Annotated in this window: 16 protein-coding genes; 14 read left to right on the top strand and 2 right to left on the bottom strand. The window is 68.3% G+C overall.

Annotation, left to right across the window (positions count from 1 at the left end; genetic code table 11):
- Positions 1 to 39 precede the first annotated feature (39 nt).
- The 14 genes from ASD28_RS20745 to ASD28_RS20680 all read left to right on the top strand — a co-directional run bounded on the left by ASD28_RS20745 (position 40) and on the right by ASD28_RS20680 (position 15,773).
- Entirely contained in the window at positions 40 to 2,010 is a 1,971-nt protein-coding gene (locus ASD28_RS20745) for a U32 family peptidase (RefSeq protein WP_056132623.1), read from the top strand.
- Between the two features lie 8 nt (positions 2,011 to 2,018).
- Positions 2,019 to 2,447, top strand: a complete 429-nt coding sequence (locus ASD28_RS20740) for a hypothetical protein (RefSeq protein WP_056132621.1) — start codon at positions 2,019 to 2,021, stop codon at positions 2,445 to 2,447.
- A gap of 239 nt (positions 2,448 to 2,686) precedes the next feature.
- On the top strand, positions 2,687 to 4,000 hold the full coding sequence (locus ASD28_RS20735; protein ID WP_082577086.1) for a sigma-54 dependent transcriptional regulator: 1,314 nt from the start codon (positions 2,687 to 2,689) through the stop codon (positions 3,998 to 4,000).
- A gap of 280 nt (positions 4,001 to 4,280) precedes the next feature.
- Entirely contained in the window at positions 4,281 to 5,597 is a 1,317-nt protein-coding gene (locus tag ASD28_RS31965) for a hypothetical protein (RefSeq protein ID WP_056132617.1), read from the top strand.
- A 67-nt stretch (positions 5,598 to 5,664) separates the two neighbouring features.
- Positions 5,665 to 6,036, top strand: coding sequence for a hypothetical protein (locus ASD28_RS20725; RefSeq protein ID WP_229412238.1), 372 nt, complete (start codon positions 5,665 to 5,667; stop codon positions 6,034 to 6,036).
- Positions 6,033 to 6,695, top strand: a complete 663-nt coding sequence (locus ASD28_RS20720) for a C39 family peptidase (protein WP_056132611.1) — start codon at positions 6,033 to 6,035, stop codon at positions 6,693 to 6,695. Before ASD28_RS20725 ends, ASD28_RS20720 begins: the two co-directional genes overlap by 4 nt.
- 10 nt (positions 6,696 to 6,705) lie before the next feature.
- Positions 6,706 to 7,128, top strand: coding sequence for a hypothetical protein (locus tag ASD28_RS20715; protein WP_056132608.1), 423 nt, complete (start codon positions 6,706 to 6,708; stop codon positions 7,126 to 7,128).
- Between the two features lie 25 nt (positions 7,129 to 7,153).
- Positions 7,154 to 8,371 carry a PspA/IM30 family protein gene (locus ASD28_RS20710; RefSeq protein WP_373994810.1) on the top strand — a complete coding sequence of 406 codons (1,218 nt, stop codon included), beginning with the start codon at positions 7,154 to 7,156 and terminating at the stop codon, positions 8,369 to 8,371.
- Between the two features lie 333 nt (positions 8,372 to 8,704).
- A complete protein-coding gene (locus ASD28_RS20705; protein WP_056132605.1) occupies positions 8,705 to 10,039 on the top strand; it encodes a sigma-54 dependent transcriptional regulator in 1,335 nt (444 codons plus the stop codon).
- A 283-nt stretch (positions 10,040 to 10,322) separates the two neighbouring features.
- Complete coding sequence (locus ASD28_RS20700; RefSeq protein ID WP_156403926.1) at positions 10,323 to 12,665, top strand: hypothetical protein; 2,343 nt, start codon at positions 10,323 to 10,325, stop codon at positions 12,663 to 12,665.
- Positions 12,666 to 12,724: 59 nt separating this feature from the next.
- Positions 12,725 to 13,165 (top strand): hypothetical protein, encoded by a 441-nt coding sequence (locus ASD28_RS20695; protein ID WP_156403925.1) that lies wholly within the window; start codon positions 12,725 to 12,727, stop codon positions 13,163 to 13,165.
- Positions 13,162 to 13,842: a C39 family peptidase gene (locus tag ASD28_RS20690; protein ID WP_056132597.1), complete on the top strand. Its 681-nt coding sequence runs from the start codon at positions 13,162 to 13,164 to the stop codon at positions 13,840 to 13,842. The genes ASD28_RS20695 and ASD28_RS20690 overlap by 4 nt, the downstream gene beginning before the upstream one ends.
- Positions 13,843 to 13,853: 11 nt before the next feature.
- Entirely contained in the window at positions 13,854 to 14,357 is a 504-nt protein-coding gene (locus ASD28_RS20685) for a hypothetical protein (RefSeq protein WP_056132594.1), read from the top strand.
- A 24-nt stretch (positions 14,358 to 14,381) separates the two neighbouring features.
- Complete coding sequence (locus tag ASD28_RS20680; RefSeq protein ID WP_056132591.1) at positions 14,382 to 15,773, top strand: autotransporter outer membrane beta-barrel domain-containing protein; 1,392 nt, start codon at positions 14,382 to 14,384, stop codon at positions 15,771 to 15,773.
- A 265-nt stretch (positions 15,774 to 16,038) separates the two neighbouring features.
- On the opposite strand, the gene ASD28_RS20675 is transcribed toward ASD28_RS20680, so the two are convergent.
- Positions 16,039 to 16,902 carry an IS3 family transposase gene (locus ASD28_RS20675; RefSeq protein WP_056132588.1) on the bottom strand — a complete coding sequence of 288 codons (864 nt, stop codon included), beginning with the start codon at positions 16,900 to 16,902 and terminating at the stop codon, positions 16,039 to 16,041.
- The gene (locus ASD28_RS20670) at positions 16,899 to 17,216 is read right to left on the bottom strand and encodes a transposase (RefSeq protein ID WP_056132584.1); all 318 of its coding nucleotides are present in this window, start codon (positions 17,214 to 17,216) and stop codon (positions 16,899 to 16,901) included. Before ASD28_RS20670 ends, ASD28_RS20675 begins: the two co-directional genes overlap by 4 nt.
- Positions 17,217 to 17,302 lie beyond the last annotated feature (86 nt).

Here is a 17,302-nt window from a genome sequence, read left to right as displayed (position 1 = left end):
GGCTATAATTTCCGCCTTCGTCAGCCAGGATCACCCGCCATGTCACTGCTCGCCCACCAGCTCGAACTGCTGTCCCCCGCCAAAACCGCCGAGATCGGCCGCGAAGCCATCCTGCACGGCGCCGACGCGGTCTACATCGGCGGTCCCGCATTCGGCGCGCGCCACAACGCCAGCAACACGCTGGAAGACATCGCGGGCCTCGTCGAATTCGCGCACCGCTACCGCGCGCGCATCTTCGTCACCATGAACACGATCCTGCACGACGCCGAACTGGAAACGGCCGAACAGCAGATCCGCCAGCTGTACGATGCCGGCGTCGACGCGCTGATCGTGCAGGACATGGCGATGTTCGAACTGGACCTGCCGCCGATCCAGCTGCACGCGAGCACGCAGTGCGACATCCGCTCCGTGGAAAAGGCGAAGTTCCTGTCGCAGGTCGGCTTTTCGCAGCTGGTGCTGGCGCGCGAGCTGACCATCGAACAGATCAAGGCCATCCGCGCCGAGGTCGACACGCCGCTCGAATACTTCATCCACGGCGCGCTGTGCGTCGCGTTCTCCGGCCAGTGCTACATCTCGCACGCGGACACGGGCCGCAGCGCCAACCGCGGCGACTGCTCGCAGGCGTGCCGCCTGCCGTACACGCTGTCGGACGGCCAGGGCCGCGTCGTCGCCTACGAAAAACACCTGCTGTCGATGAAGGACAATGACCAGAGCCGCAACCTGGAAGCGCTCGTCGACGCCGGGATCCGCTCCTTCAAGATCGAAGGCCGCTACAAGGACATGGGCTATGTGAAGAACATCACCGCTCACTACCGCCTGCTGCTGGACGAGATCCTGGAACGCCGTCCGGAACTGGCGCGCGCGTCGAGCGGCCGTACGCAAGTGATGTTCACGCCGGACGTCGACAAGAACTTCCACCGCGGCCACACGGATTATTTCGCCCAGGGCCGCCAGCAGACCATCGGTGCGTTCGATTCGCCGAAGTACGTGGGCGTGGAGCTGGGCACCGTCGCGCGCATCGGCGGCGACAATTTCGATCTCGTCACGAATTCGCCGATGGCCAATGGCGACGGCCTGAACTACATGCACAAGCGCGAGACGGTCGGCATCCAGGCGAACACCGTGCAAAAACTGTCGGAGGACGAAGACGGCCAGCGCTGGCGCGTGTTCCCGAACGAGGGCCTGGCCACCTTGCCGGGCCTGAAGGTCGGCACCGTCATCCACCGCAACCGCGACCACCAGTGGGAAGCGGCCCTCAACAAGAAATCGTCCGACCGCAAGGTGCGCGCGGACCTGCGGCTGGAAGACACGGCCGAAGGCCTGCGCCTGACCGTCACCGACGAGGACGGCATCACGACGACGACCGCGGCCAGCCTCGCGCTGCAGCCGGCCCAGCAGGCCGACCAGGCGCTGGCGGGCCTGCGCGCGAGCCTCGCCAAGCTGGGCAACACGATGTTCGAGGCGGGCACGATAGCCGTCAGCCTGTCGCAGCCGTGGTTCGTGCCGGCGAGCGCCATCAACGGCCTGCGCCGCGATGCCATCGCCGCCCAGGAAGCGGCGCGCCTCGCGGCGTGGCAGCGTCCCGAGCGCGCGCAGCCGGTCGAACCGCCGGCCGCGTATCCGGACACCCAGCTCAGCTACCTGGCCAATGTCTACAACGAGAAGGCGCGCGCGTTCTACCGCAAGCACGGCGTGCAGCTGATCGCGGCCGCGTACGAATCGCACGAGGAACCGGGCGAAGTGTCGCTGATGATCACCAAGCACTGCCTGCGCTTCTCGTTCAACCTGTGCCCCAAGCAGGCCAAGGGTGTGCAGGGCGTGCAGGGCCAGGTGCGGGCGGAGCCGATGACGCTCGTGTCCGGCGACGAAACCTACACGCTGAAATTCGATTGCAAGCCGTGCGAGATGCACGTGATGGGCGCGATGAAACCAGGCATCCTGAATTCGCCGCCGCCGTCCGCCATTCCGTACAGCCCGCTCGTCTTCCACCGCCAGCGTCCGCGCGCATGAGGCCCTTGATGATCCTGCGCACTTCTCTACTGCTGGCCCTGCTGGGCGCGACGGGCGTGGCCCTGGCCGACGATGCCGCCATCCTGGCATGCCGCAAGCTGGCCGACGGCGCCGCGCGCCTGGGCTGCTATGACGCGATTCCCGCCGCAGCGCGTCCGGCGGCCGCGGCCGCGCAAGCCTTCGGCCTCGAGCAAAAGACGCCCGAGGAACCGGCTCGCTCGATCGAGAGCACGATCGTCGGCACGGTCGCCGGCTGGGGCCCGGCCACGCTGTTCACCCTCGCCAACGGCCAGGTGTGGAAAGTGGTCGACGGCAGCTCGGCGGACCTTGCGCCGGTGAGCAATCCGCCGGTCAAGATCGTGCGCAATATGTTCGGCACTCTGTTCCTGGAGATCGAAGGCACCAACGCCTCGCCCAAGGTCCGGCGCGTCCGCTGACGCTTTTCTCCATTTTTTTTCTCCATTCGTCCAGCGCGCTCGTGCCTTCGCACGAGCCTGTCGCTTCCAGGCCGCGCCTGCCTGCGGTGTGCGCGCCTGTCCCGTTAAGATGGCCGTAACGGCGCCTTGACAAGCCGTACCAGGAGGCAGGGCCGCACGGTGTCCGTGCGCACGCAACTCGCGGCCGTCCCGCCGTGATCGGCCATGGCGCGGACCGGCCATGCTCCTGGAGGTGGACCATGCGCAAGCGCCTGCTCTGCATCGCTCCCGACGACGCGCACACCGCCGCGCTCATGACCGGTCCCATCCACGACTGGGACACCTGTTGCGTGGACAACCTGGCCGATGCGGACCGCGTGCTGCGCGCGGACGGCTATCCCGTCGGCCTGCTGCTGCGCACACGCGCGCTGCTGCGGTCCTTCGATCTCGACGGTTTCCTGCGGCGCCACCGCGACACGGCGTGGATCGGCGTGTTCCGCCCGCACGACGTCGACCACGCGGCCTGCCGCGACCTCATCGTCGAACACCTGGCCGACTACCACACGGAGCCCGTCGACCCGCGCCGGCTGGCCTGGACGCTCGGCCATGCCCACGGGTGGGCGCAGCTGCGGCGACCATCCGCGCCGCAGGACGACGCCGGCCTGCTGGTCGGCCGGGCCGATGCGATGGTCCGCCTGCGCGCGCAGGTGGCGCGCGTGGCCCGCGTCGACGCCCCGGTGCTGATCTGGGGCGAAAGCGGCAGCGGCAAGGAGCTGACGGCGCAGGCGATCCATGCGCAGTCGGCGCGTGACCGCGGGCCGTTCGTGCCGGTCAATTGCGGCGCCATGCCGCCGAACCTGATCCAGTCCGAACTGTTCGGCTACGAACGAGGGGCGTTCACCGGGGCGGCGCGCGCCAGGGCCGGGCTGATCGAATCGGCCCACGGCGGCACCCTGTTCCTCGACGAAATCGGCGACCTGCCGAAGGATCTGCAGGCGAACCTGCTGCGCTTCCTGCAGGAGAAGACGATCTGCCGGCTGGGCAGCACACGCGCGCTCCGCGTGGACGTGCGCGTGATCGCCGCGTCGCACGTGCAGCTGCAGCGTGCCGTCGCCGGGGGAGATTTCCGCGAAGACTTGTACTACCGGCTCGCGGTGCTGCCCGTCACCGTGCCGGCGCTGCGCGAACGGCGCGAGGACGTCGTCACGCTGGCCGAACATTTTTTCCGCCTGTATGCCGACGAGCGGTCGCCGCGGCTGACGGGATTTTCCAGCCGCGCCGTCGCGGCGCTGCTGGACCACGCGTGGCCGGGCAATGTCCGCGAGCTCATCAACCGGGTCCGGCGCGCCCTCGTGATGGCGGACGGCCGCCTCGTCATGCCGCAGGACCTGGGGCTGGAATCCGCGCGCGTGACGACGAGCGCGCTGGACGACGTCCGTGCCCGCACCGAGCGGCTCGCCCTGCGCGAATGCCTGCAGCGCAGCGGCCGCAACGTCAGCCGCGCCGCGCGTGAGCTGGGCGTGTCGCGCACGACGCTGTACCGGCTCCTGAGCAAGCACGGCATCCAGCCGTGACCCCCGGCGCCCGTGGCGCTGCCGGGCACTGTCCAGACAAGCTCGTGCGTTGGCTGGCGCTGCGCGACGCACCTGTACCGCCGCGTTGACACCCTGTCGGCAAGCGGCGCCAGCGGATCTCGCCGGCATTCCGACGAGCCCTTCGGAAGCGTCCGACGAGGTCAACAGAAATCAACGACTTGGCGCGAGCAGCCGCGAGGTGGCACCGATCCTGCGAATGGATGAGGGCCGGTGCGCACGCGCCGGCACGTCACAGACCCACATCAGAGAGGAAAACCGAATGAAGAAGACCTTGCTCGTCACCGCGCTGGCGCTTGCCTATTCGATCAGCGCCCACGCCGGTACCGCCACGAACACCAGCACGACGTACGACCACGCGACGACAAACGTCACGCAGAACGACTACAGCCTCCATAACGCGACATCGACGACCTCCAGCACATCGACAGCCAACGCCACCACGACACTGACCGGCAGCGTGGGCGGCAACACGATCGGCGGCATCGGCAACACGGCAGTGAACAACGGCGGCGCCAACGGTGCCGGCGCGGCCGGCGGCGCGGGCGGCGCGGGCACGGGCGGCGCGCTCACCGCCACGGGCGGCTTCGGCGGCACCGCGACGGGCGCCAGCGGCGCGGCCGGCGCGGCGGGCGGCACGGCGACCAACGGCAGTGCGGTCAACGGTCCCGCGACCGGCGGCACGGCCTTCGCCGGTCCCGGCGGCGCAGGTGGCGCGGCCGGCGCCGCCGCGAGCGGCGCGGGCGGTGCGGGGGCCGCCGGCGGCGCAGGCGGCGCGAGCGGCAGCTTGGCCGGTGGCGGCATCGGCGGGACGGGCGGCGCTGGCGCCGGCGGCAGTGGCGGCGCGAGCCTCCCGGTCGGATCGAATGGCGGCCCCAGCGGCAGCGCGTTCGGCGGTACGGGCGGCGCTGGCGCCAGCGGTGCGGCGGCCGGCGGCGCCGGCGGCAGCGGCGGCGGCGGCCTGTTCGGCAGCGGCGGCAGTGGCGCCGCCGGAGGCACAGCGGCGACGGGCGCCGGCTATGGCGGGGCCGGCGGTGCAGCGGCGGGCGGCCGCGGCGGCGACGGCGGTGCGACCACCAGTACCGCCGGCAATGGCGCTGCAGGCACGGGCGGCGCCGGCGGCGGGGCCGGCGGCGGCAGCGCGACGGCGGGTGCCGGCGGCCATGGCGGCGCCGGCGGCGCGGGCGGCGCGAGCGGCTATGCCACCACCACGGGCGGCGCCGGCGCATATGGCGGCGACGCGACGGGCGGCGCGGCAGCGAACGGCCCGGCCACCGTGGGCAATACCTACGGCGGCGCGGGCGGCCACGGTGGTGCCGGCGGCACGAACACCGGCGGCGCCGGCGGTGCGCTGGACTCGATCACGGCCGGCTACGGCGTCGGCGGCGCGGGCGGCGGCGCGAGCGGCGGCAACGGCGGCACGAACAGCGTGAGCGCCGGCACGTTCGACCTGTCGAACAAGATGACCGGCACCGGCCAGTCGGCCGCAGGCGTGCTCGTGATCAGCCAGAACTCCGGCCTTTCGTCGCTCGTCCAGCAGAGCGTGAACGTCCAGAGCAACCTGGCGCTGGGCCACTGACGCGCCGTGCGACTGCCGTGCCCGCGGGCACGGCAGTTTTCCATCATCGGAGTCGAGTATGCATCGAATGATTCAAACCTTGATCGTGGGCGTGTGCAGCATCGCCTTGCTTGCGCCGGCCGCCTGGGCCGGTACGGACACGGCCCCCGCCGCCCGCGCCGCAGCCCGCGCGCTGTTCCGGCCCGGGAACGCGATCGCCGCGCAGGCCAACCGGCAAGACGGGCTGCTGGCCCGCCAGCGCGGCGGCACGGACACCCGCAACGACGCGCGCATCGACGGCGCCGTCGCCGCGAACACGGCCGTCAACGTCGTTTCCGGCGCCAACAGCATCGATGCCGGGTCGTTCGCCAACATGGCCGGCATCCCCGTCGTCATCCAGAACAGCGGTGCGAACGTGCTGATCCAGAACGCCACCATCATCAACCTGCAATTCAAATGAGACGGCTGCTCGTTTCCCTGCTGGCCGCGGGTGCCGTCCACGCGGCCGAGCTGCCGGTCGCAGGCGGCGCTTTCCACGTGCCCGTACGCAGCATGCAGGCGCTGCGCTTCGCGTCGACCTTGCGCCAGCAGTACGACTTCAGCTGCGGCTCGGCCGCGCTCGCCACGCTGCTGACCCACCATTACGGCTTCCCGGTCAGCGAGAGCACCGTGTTCGCGGCGATGTGGGCCCAGGGCGACCAGGACAAGATCCGGCGCGAAGGCTTCTCGCTGCTCGACATGCAGCGCTATCTCGCGGCGAACGGCTTCCAGGCGGACGGCTTCCGGCTGCCGCTCGACAAGCTCGTCGAGGCCGGCCTGCCGGCCATCGTCCTCATCACGGAACAGGGCTACAACCACTTCGTCGTGATCAAGGGCTACGGCGCCGGCCGCGTGCTGCTGGGCGACCCATCCAGCGGGACACGGTCGCTGCCGCGCGCCCGCTTCGAAGCCATCTGGCCGACCCGGTTGCTGTTCGTGATCCACACGGCGCCCGGCGAACCGCACTTCAACCTCGCCGACGACTGGCGCGCGGCGCCGCGTGCGCCGTTGGCCGACGCGGTGGCCCGGACGAGCCAGGGCGGCGTCGACCTGCCCAAATTCGGACCCGGCGATTTCTGAAGGAGACCTCATGCGCCCATCGATCCTCCTTGCGCTGCTGCTCGCCGTCGCGTCCGCGCGCGCGGCGCCGCCCGGGAACCCGTTCTCGACGGCCGCGGCCGTTGGCCAGGCCGAGCTCGCCGGCGCCCGCGGCGGCTTCACCACCGCGTCCGGCATCGCCGTCTCGCTCGGCATCGAGCGCATCGTGACCGTCGACGGCCAGGTCGTCGCGCGCAGCGAACTGCGGCTCGGCGACCTCGGCCGGCTCATTGCCGGCCAGGCGGTGCCACGCGCAGACAGTCTGGCCACCGTCGTGCAGAACAGCCAGAACGACCGGGCGATCGGCACGGCCACCATCATCCACGCGAGCGTCGCCACGCAAGGCCTGCTGCAGACCATGCACTTCCAGTCGACGCTGGCGAATGCCATCAACGCGGCCGCCGCCGGCAGGTAGCGGCCCCAGTGCGGAGCCCATCACCATGCGAATGTTTCCCGCGCTACCAGGCGCGCTCGGCCTCGGCCTCATCATGACCTGCATGCCCGCCGCGGCCCAGCAGGCGCAACTCATCGACCAGCTACGGGCCATGCGACAACAACTCGACCAGCAGCGCGCCCGCATCGACGCGCTCGAACGGCAGCTCGGCGCGTCCCGGCTGGACGACGTCCGCGGCAAAGGCACGGCGGCCGATGCGGCGCCGCCGCCGGGTGCGGTCGGGCCCGCGCCACAGGGATCCGCGCGGGCGCCCGAGGTCGCCCCCATCTTCGAGAGCCCGGGCGTGCTGACGCCGCGTGGGCGCGTCGTGGTCGAGCCGTCGATCCAGTACGGCTATTCGTCCAGCAACCGCGTGGCGCTGGTCGGCTACACGGTGATCCCGGCGCTGCTGATCGGCCTGCTGGACGTGCGCGAAGTGAAGCGCAACACGACGACGGCGGCGGTCACTCTCCGCTACGGGCTCGGGAACCGCGTCGAACTGGAAGCGAAGATCCCGTATGTCTACCGCACCGACTCGACCGTCAGCCGCGAGATCTTCACGGGCACGGCGGCGGAGCGTGCGTTCGACGCGAGCGGCAAGGCCCTCGGCGACGTCGAGGCGGCGGCGCGCGTCCAGCTGAATGCGGGCGGACCCGACCGTGCCTACTTCATCGGCGGCCTGCGCTACAAAGCGCGCACCGGCCGCGATCCGTTCGCCGTCGTGACGGATTGCCAAACGCGCTGCGTCGGCGCGAACGTCACCGGCACGGGGCTCCCGCTGACGCTGCCCACCGGGTCAGGATTCCGCTCACTGCAGCCGAGCCTGACATGGCTGCTGCCGTCCGATCCGGCCGTGTTCTTCGGCAGCATCAGCTATACCCGCAATTTCCAGCGCCGCAACGTGTACCGCACGGTCCTCGCCGGCCAGCGCGAACCGCTGGGCGACATCAAGGCGGGCGACGTGCTCGGATTCAATCTTGGCATGGGCCTTGCCCTGAACGACAAGGCGTCGCTGAGCCTAGGCTACGACCACAGCGCCGTGGACCGCACGCGCCAGAACGGCCAGGTGATCCCCGGTTCCGTCCGCATCCAGCTGGGCACGCTGCTGCTCGGCGCGTCGTACCGCCTCGATGCGCACCGCACCGTGAACGTGTCCGTGGGCGCAGGTCTCACGCGCGACACGCCGGACGTGACCCTCACGGTCCGCATGCCGTTCGGTTTTTGACCCGTCCCTGCCGCCACCTCCCCCCAGCGATGGGGGGTTCCCCTTCCGCAATCGGGAAAAAGCCACACGGCGGCAGTTATTTCCTTGACCACGACGAGGATCGGTTACACGATTGTGACTAATTGTAACCACCGGTCGATATCTATCGTCCGCCACGAATATTTCACGAGCGGCATAATATTAAACAAAGATCAACTGATAATAAGAAATTGCTAACAGGCTACAGAACAGCAGTCTCGGTTACACCCAGTTACACTTGTCAAGAAATTATGCCGGCTCTCCCATTCGTCTGCCGCCGTTGCGAGGACCGGCCGATTACCCGATGGAGGATGGATGACCCGAAAGCGCCTGCTGTGCATTGCCCCGGATGACAAGGGTGCGCGCGCCCTGCTCAATGAGGCAATGCTCGACTGGGAGATCCGCAGTGTCAGCAACCTCGGCGAAGCCGGGCGCGAACTGCGTAACGACCGTTACCTGGTCGGCCTGCTCGTGCACGACCGCGAGCAGCACCGGCCGGCCGAAGTGGACACCTTTCTGCGCCGCTACAGCCATATGCAGTGGGTCGGCGTATTCAGCCCGCGCGATCTCGAATCCGCGCCCTGCCGCGACCTCGTCGTGGAGCACCTGTGCGATTACCACACGGCCCCCGTCGATCCGGTCCGGCTGGCCCACACGCTGGGCCATGCGCACGGCTGGGCGATGCTGCGCCGGCGGCCCAGCGCCAACGACGGGCACGACGATCCCGCATCGCCGCTGGTCGGCGGCTGCGACGCGATCGCACGGCTGCGCGCGCAGGTGTCGCGCGTCGCCAAGGTCGCGGCGCCCGTGCTGATCTGGGGAGAAAGCGGCAGCGGCAAGGAGTTGACGGCCCAGGCGATCCACGCGCAGTCGGACCGGGCCGCGGGACCGTTCGTCCCCATCAACTGCGGCGCCATCGCGCCGAGCCTGATCCACTCCGAGCTGTTCGGCTACGAGCGCGGGGCGTTCACGGGCGCGACGCGGGGCAAGGCCGGCCTGATCGAGTCGGCGGACGGCGGCACGCTGTTCCTCGACGAGATCGGCGACCTGCCGAAGGACCTGCAGGCCAACCTGCTGCGCTTCCTGCAGGAGAAGACGATCTGCCGCCTGGGCAGTACCCGCAACATCCGCGTCGACGTGCGGGTGATCGCCGCGTCGCACGTCCAGCTGCAGCAGGCCGTCGCGAGCGGCGCATTCCGCGAGGACTTGTACTACCGCCTCGCCGTGCTGCCGGTGACGGTACCGCCGTTGCGCGAACGGCGCGACGACCTGGTCACGCTGGCCGAGTACTTCTTCCACATGTACGCGAGCGAAAAATCGCCGCGCCTGAAGGGCTTTTCCAACCGGGCGATCGAGGCGATCCTCGACCACGACTGGCCAGGCAATGTGCGCGAACTGATCAACCGGGTGCGGCGCGCACTGGTCATGTCGGACGGCCGCCTGATCATGCCGGAAGACCTGGGGCTGACGCGCGGGATCATGGCGCCGACGCCCGCCGCGCTGGACGACACCCGCATGCGTTCCGAGCGGCGCGCCCTGCGCGAATGCCTGGACCGCAGCGGCCACAACGTGAGCCGCGCGGCGCGCGACCTGGGTGTATCGCGCACGACGATGTACCGTTTGCTGAGCAAGCACGGCATGCGCGAGTGACGCGTGTGCGGCATGTGGCACAAGTGGACAAGGTGTCCACTTTTTTTTGGGTGTTGCAGCGTGTATGTGGACAGAGTTGTGCCGGAAGTGAAACAGTTTTTCGATATTTTCGATAAATCGTACCGGATTTTCTCTGACAGTCGTGTAGGAAGATCCGTACAAAGTCAACAAAAACAACGGGTTAGCGAGCTCTGCAGTGAGGCTGGCACTGAAACTGCAAAGGGATGGAGGTCGGCGCTACAGCCGACCCATCACCAACCATCAAACCCAGAGGGGAACTCGAATGAACAAGACTTTGCTCGTGACTGCCATTTCGCTGGCATTCTCGCTGACCGCACAAGCCCAGGATGGCGTCAATGCGAACGGCGGCGGCGCCACCGTCACGCAGACGACGACCCGCACGTCGGACAGCAGCGACAACAGCACCCGTAACTCGAACAATACCTCGGACAGCAGCAACAACAGCACCAACACCTCGGACAGCAGCAACAACAGCACGAACACGAGCACGGCGACCGCGAACTCGGACCAGAACAACAACAAGAGCACCAACACGACGACGACGACCACGTCGACCGACAACAGCAACCGCAGCACCAACACGGCCGACAACAGCGACCGCAGCGACAACAGCAACCGCAGCAGGACGACCACGACGACCGACAACAGCAACCGCAGCACCAACACGGCCGACAACAGCAACCGCAGCGACAACAGCAACCGCAGCACGAACACCGACAACAGCAACCGCAGCGTCACCACCACGACGACCAACCGGTCGACGGACAACAGCGACAACAGCACCCGTAACTCGAACAACACGTCGGACAGCAGCAACAACAGCACCAACAACACCTCGACCAACCGCACGGTCTCGAACTCGACGACCACCACGACCAACCGCGACAACGACAACAGCACGGGCAAGAACAACAGCTCGGGCGACTCGACCGCGTCCGCGACCGGCTCCGTGGCCGTGAACAACGGCGGCACCGCGACGTCGAACTTCTCGAACAGCTTCAACACCTCGTCGTCCAACAACACGGCCAACCTGACGGGCCGCGTGTCGGGCAACACCATCTCGAACATCGGCAACGTCGCCACCAACACCGGTAACGCCAACGGCGCCGCCGGCACGGCGGGCAACGGCGCAGCCGGCACCGGCGGCGGCATCTCGGCGACCGCCGGCGCGGGCGGCAGCGCGGGCAGCGCGAACGGCGCAGCCGGTTCGGCCGGCGGCCTGGCCACCAACGGCGGCGCCAGCGCAGGCGGCGCCACCATCGGCGGCGCGACCGCGGGTGCGGGCGGCGCAGGCGGCATGGCGACTGGCGCGACCAGCGGCAATGGCGGCCGCGGCGCGGCGGGCGGTGCCGGCGGCAGCTCCGGCATGGTCTCCGCCACCGGCGGCGCAGGTGCGGCCAGCGGCGCAGCCACGGGCACCGGCGGTGCGGGTGCGGCAGGCGGCATGGCCGGCAACGCGATGGGCGGCAATGGCGGCGCGTCCGGCGACCTGTCGGGCGGTAACGGCGGCGCCAGCGGTGCCACGACGGCTGGCCTGGGCGGCGCCGGCGGCAGGACCGGTGCGGCCACGGGCGGTGCCGGCGGCGCCGGTGCGGCAGGCGGCGCGGGCGGCGCAGGTGCGGCGGGCGGCATGGGCGGCATGGGCGGTGCAGGCGGCGCGGCAGGTTCGGCAGGCAATGCCGGCTCGACCGCATCGAACGCAGCCACGGGCGGCATGACCCGCGCCGGCGGCAGCTGGGCAACGTCGGGCGCCGGCGGTTCCTCGTCGGCCGACGGCGGCACGGGCGGCGCCAGCGGCACCGCCACCTCGGGTTCGCCCGTCTCGACCGGCGGCGCCACCACCAGCGGTGCGTCGACCTCGACGGCAGGCACCACGACCGGCGGCGCGGGCGGTGCAGGCGCAGCGGGTGCGGCCGGCGGCGCCGGCGGTGCGGGTGCGGCAGGTGCGGCAGGCGGTGCTGGCGCCGCAGGTGCTGCCGGCTCGAACATGGCAGGTAACGGCGCCGCAGGCGGCGCAGCGACCGGCGCGGCAGGCGGCGCAGGCGCAGCCCTGACCTCGACGGCCGGCAACGCTGCCGGCAACACGGGCGGCGCCGGCGGCGCGGGCGGTGCCGGTGCGGCAGGTTCGGCGACCTCGGGCGCAGGCGGCGCAGGTGCTGCCGGCACGGCAACCTCGGGCGCGGGTGGTGCCGGCGCAGCAGGCGGTGCGGGTGCGGCCAGCGGCATGGCCTCGAACACGGCAGGCGCAGGTGCCGCCGGCGGTTCGGCCACAACCGGCAGCGCCACGACCGGTTCGGCAACCGTGGGTGATTCGACCGCCGGCAACGGCGGCGCAGGCGGCGCGGGCGGCTCGACCACCGGCGGCGCAGGCGGCGCACTGGCCAACATCACGGCCGGCGTGGGCACGGGCGGCCTGGGGGGTGCGGGCACCGGCGGCAACGGCGGTTCGAACACGGTCAATGCCGGGTCCTTCGACATGTCCAACAACATGAGCGGTGTCGGCCAGTCGGCTGCGGGCGTGATGGTGATCAGCCAGAACAACGGCTTCTCCTCGCTGGTCCAGCAGAGTGTCAACGTCCAGAGCAACCTGGCTGTCGGCAAGTAATGCCAAGGACCGCCGTGCCCGCGGGCACGGCGGTTTTTCGATGCAACCGGGGGTAGAGAATGCAGTCATCACTCAAGAGTAGCGTCAGCAACCGCGTGTGCAGCTTCGCTGTGCTCGCGGTCTGCGCATCCGCGGCCTGGGCAGGACCGGAACTCGCGGTTCCCGCCCGGGATAGCGCGCCGGCCGCCCAGCCGGCCACGGGTGCCGACAACGGTGCCGGCAAGTCAGCCCAGGCGCAAGACTCGCTCGGGTTCGGCCCCGCCGCCGACCTGGGCAAGCTGGAGCATTCGCGCGGTGGGACGGACACGTTCAACACCAGCAACAACGCGAATCTCGGCGGGGTCGTGAGCGGCAACAGCGCGGTGAACGTCATCACGGGGTCGAACACGATCGATGCCGGCGCGTTCGCCAATATGTCGGGCATACCGGTGGTCATCCAGAACAGCGGCGCTAACGTCCTGATCCAGAACGCCACCATCGTCAACCTGCAGTTCAAATGAAGTACGGCGCCCTGCCCCTGCTGCTGTGCGCACTGGCGGGCGCTGCCCGCGTGGATGCGGCCGACCTGCCGATCGCGGGCGGCGCCCGGTTCGACGTACCGGTCAAGAGCATGCGCGAACTGCGCTTCACCTCGACGACCCGCCAGCAATACGACTTCAGCTGCGGCTCGGCCGCCCTGGCCACGCTGCTGACCTATCACTACGGCTATCCGATCAGCGAAACGACCGCCTTCAAGGCGATGTGGGAGATCGGTGACCAGGCCAAGATCCGGCGCGAAGGCTTTTCGCTGCTGGACATGCAGCGCTATCTCGCAAAGATCGGCTACAAGGCGGACGGCTTCCAGGTGCCGTTGCAGAAACTGTTCGACAGCAAACTGCCCGCCATCGTGCTGATCTCCGAGAAGGGCTACAACCACTTCGTCGTGATCAAGGGCGCGGACGACGGGCGCATCCTGCTGGGCGATCCGTCCAGCGGCACGCGCTCCGTGACGCGCGAGCACTTCGAATCCATCTGGCCGACCCGGCTGCTGTTCGTGATCCACGACGCGCCCGGCAAGCCTTCGTTCAACGCCGACCTCGACTGGCGCGCCGCGCCGCGCGCACCGCTGGCCGAGGGAGTGACCCGGACCGCGATCGACATGACGACGCTGCCGAAATTCGGTCCCGGCGACTTTTGACAGGAGACCCCATGCGCATCCCCGTCCAGATCGGCCTCGTGCTGGCCAGCGCCGCGATCGCGACGCAGGGCTATGCCGGCGGCCCGGACAATCCGTTCACCAGCGACAACGCCGTGGCGGCCGACTCGCTGGACGACTACCGCGGCGGTTTCATCACCGACAACGGCCTGGCGGTGTCGCTCGGCATCGAGCGCATCGTCACGATCAACGGCAACGTGGCCGAACGCAGCCAGCTGGAACTCGGCGACCTCGGCAAGCTGACGAGCGGCCACAGTACGCTGACCGCCGACATGGCGAACCAGGTGCGGCTGATCCAGAACGGCGGCGGCACGTTCAACGTCCAGATGGGCGACACGACGCTGGGCGGCACCGTCATCCAGAACAGCCTGAACAACCAGTTGATCAACAACCAGACCATCATCAATGCAAGCGTGAACGCACGCGGACTGTTGCAGTCCATGAACTTCCAGTCCAGCCTCGCGAACGCGCTCAATACCGCCGCCACCGGCAGGTGACGGATTTTTACCTGGAGAACACCTATGCATAAAATTCCAGCGCTGTACGGCGTGATTGGTGTCAGCGTGGCCCTCGCGGCCATCCCGGCCGGTGCCCAGTCCGGTCCTGACCTCCTCGAGCAGCTCAAGATCATGCGACAACAGCTGGAAGAGCAGCGTGCGCGCGTCGACGAACTGGAACGCCAGTTGCGCGCGAGCGGCGTGGCGCCGCCCGCGAACACCGCGACGGCGGCGGCCCCGTCGCAGCTCGAGCGGATGCGCGGCACCGGCAACCTGCCGGCGCCCCAGCCCGACGCGCCCGTGCAGGTGCAGGCCGGCCCGCTCGACGCGCCGCCCAGGCTCGCCGTGCCGTTCGCGGATCCGGTCTATCCGGGCCGCCTGGCGCCGCTGCGCGGCACGGGCGGTGGCGGCCAGGCCCAGGCGGGCAACGATGCCGTCGGCCGCCCGCCCGCGCCCAAGACACCGGAAGTGGCGCCGATCTTCGAGACCCCGGGCGTGCTCACGCCGCGGGGTAAAGTCGTGTTCGAGCCGTCCGTGCAGTACGGCTATTCGTCCAGCAACCGCGTCGCCCTCGTCGGCTACACGGTGATCCCGGCCTTGCTGATCGGCCTGCTGGACGTGCGCGAAGTGAAGCGCAACACGACGACGGCCACCGCCACGTTCCGCTACGGCTTCGACAATCGCCTGGAATTCGAAGCGAAGATCCCGTACGTCTACCGCAGCGATTCGACCGTCAGCCGGGAACTGTTCACGGGCACGGCGGCCGAGCGCGCGTTCGAGACGAGCGGCAAGGGCATCGGCGACATCGAGCTGGGCTGGCGCTACCAGCTGAACGACGGCGGCGTCGACACGCCGTACTACATCGCCGGCCTGCGCTTCAAGTCGCGCACGGGCCGCGATCCGTTCGAGGTCGTGACGGATTGCCAGACGCGCTGCGTGGGCCAGAACGTCACCGGCACGGGCCTGCCGCTCGACCTGCCGACCGGCTCGGGCTTCTATTCGGTGCAGCCGAGCGTGACGTGGCTGCTGCCGTCCGATCCCGCCATCTTCTTCGGCGGCTTCAGCTACACGAAGAACTTCAAGCGCGGCAACGTCTACCGCACCGTGCTGAACGGCAGCAAGGAACTGCTGGGCACGGTGGAACCGGGCGACGTATTCGGCTTCAACTTCGGCATGGGTCTCGCGCTGAACGAGCGGGCGTCGTTCAGCATCGGCTACGACCACAATTCGGTCGGCCGGATGCACCAGAACGGCCTGGTCATTCCGGGTTCCGTGCGCGTGCAGCTCGGTACGCTGCTGCTCGGGTACTCGTACCGCCTGAAAAACAACCGCACCCTGAGCGTATCGGTGGGCGCGGGCCTCACGCGCGATACACCGGACGTCACGCTAATGGTCAGGATGCCCTTCACGTTCTGAGTATCCCCTTTGGCCGCAAGGCGCGGCCCAACCAAACGGGCCGCGCTTGCGGCCCTTTTTAAATTCGGGGTCAGAGTGAGATGCACCGGTTTGGTGGACAGGTTAAATCAGGTACACCTGTGCATTTTTTCGACTTCGGCCGGCGTACGGTAGCCGAGCGNTCCCCTTTGGCCGCAAGGCGCGGCCCAACCAAACGGGCCGCGCTTGCGGCCCTTTTTTAATTCGGGGTCAGAGTGAGATGCACCGGTTTGGTGGACAGGTTAAATCAGGTACACCTGTGCATTTTTTCGACTTCGGCCGGCGTACGGTAGCCGAGCGTCTGATGAAGGCGTTGCTGATTGTAGTACACGTCGATGTAGGCGGTGATGGCGGCTAGTGCCGACTGCTGATCTTCATAGACCGTGTGGTGCGTCACTTCGTTCTTCAGGTTCGAAAAGAAGCTCTCTGCCACGGCGTTGTCGTGGCAGTTTCCTCTGCGGCTCATGCTCGGGCATATTTGGTTGTCTTGCAAGTGATTGCGAAACATGGCCGAGGCAAACTGCGAGCCCTGATCCGTATGACAGATTAGCCCGCCGACAGGCTTTTGCTGTTCAATACCTGCTTGCAGTGCTGTCACGGCCAGCCTGGCTGTCTGGCTCGTTGCAGTGGCCCAGCCGATGACGCGACGTGTGCACAGGTCGATGAAGGCGGCAAGATGCAACGGCCCTTTTCTTGTCGCGATCTGCGTCATATCGCCGACCCAGACCCGGTTGGGCAGCTTTACGGCAAATTCGCGTTTGACCAAATCTTCTGCGGGTGGCTCGCTCTTTTGATACGTCCGCATTTTTTTAAACCGCGCCATGCGTCGCGTCTCGATACCAGCAATCCGGCGTATCCTGGCCACGCGGTTACGGCTGCAGTTCACTCCGTCAGCCTGCAGCAGGCGCCAAGTCTTGATGACACCTGGCGCGCGCCACTGTTTTGCATGCAATTCTTCGATGCGAATACGTAGCGCGACGTCTTCACGACTGCGTATGCTCGGCTCACGCCTGTGCGAGGCATAACAGCCGCTTCGGCTTACCTGCAGCAGCCGACACATCATCGCAATTGGAAACTCTTTGCAGTGCTGATGAACAAAGGCGTACTTCACGGCTTGCGTTTCGCAAAGTACGCGTCCGCCTTTTTTAAGATGGCATTCTCCATCTTTAACCGCTCATTTTCCCTCCGCAGTCGGGTCAACTCATCTTCGTCCTGCGCCAGCGGCCGCCCCGGGCCATTAAACGCCTTCTCCGCGCCAGCTTTCTCGAGCGCCTCAGCCCATTTGTAGAGCAAGTTGCGCCGCACGCCAAGTTCCAGCGCCAGAGCCGTCGCGTTATCAGTTTTCTTCAGACGTGCGACTGCTTCTTGCTTGAAAGCCTTCGTGAAGCTTTTGCGTCCGGTAGCGTCGGGTTTAGTCTTATCCATGGGAACGTATTGTCCTCTATCTGGGATGTCCACTAAACCCGGTACGTCTCAGAGCACATTTYSGATCAATTACTAGATCGGAAGAG

This window comes from Massilia sp. Root133 (assembly GCF_001426525.1).
GTDB lineage: Bacteria > Pseudomonadota > Gammaproteobacteria > Burkholderiales > Burkholderiaceae_D > Telluria > Telluria orientalis.
Note: the sequence above shows the minus strand (reverse complement) of the source record. Positions and strands in the feature narration are given on the sequence as shown.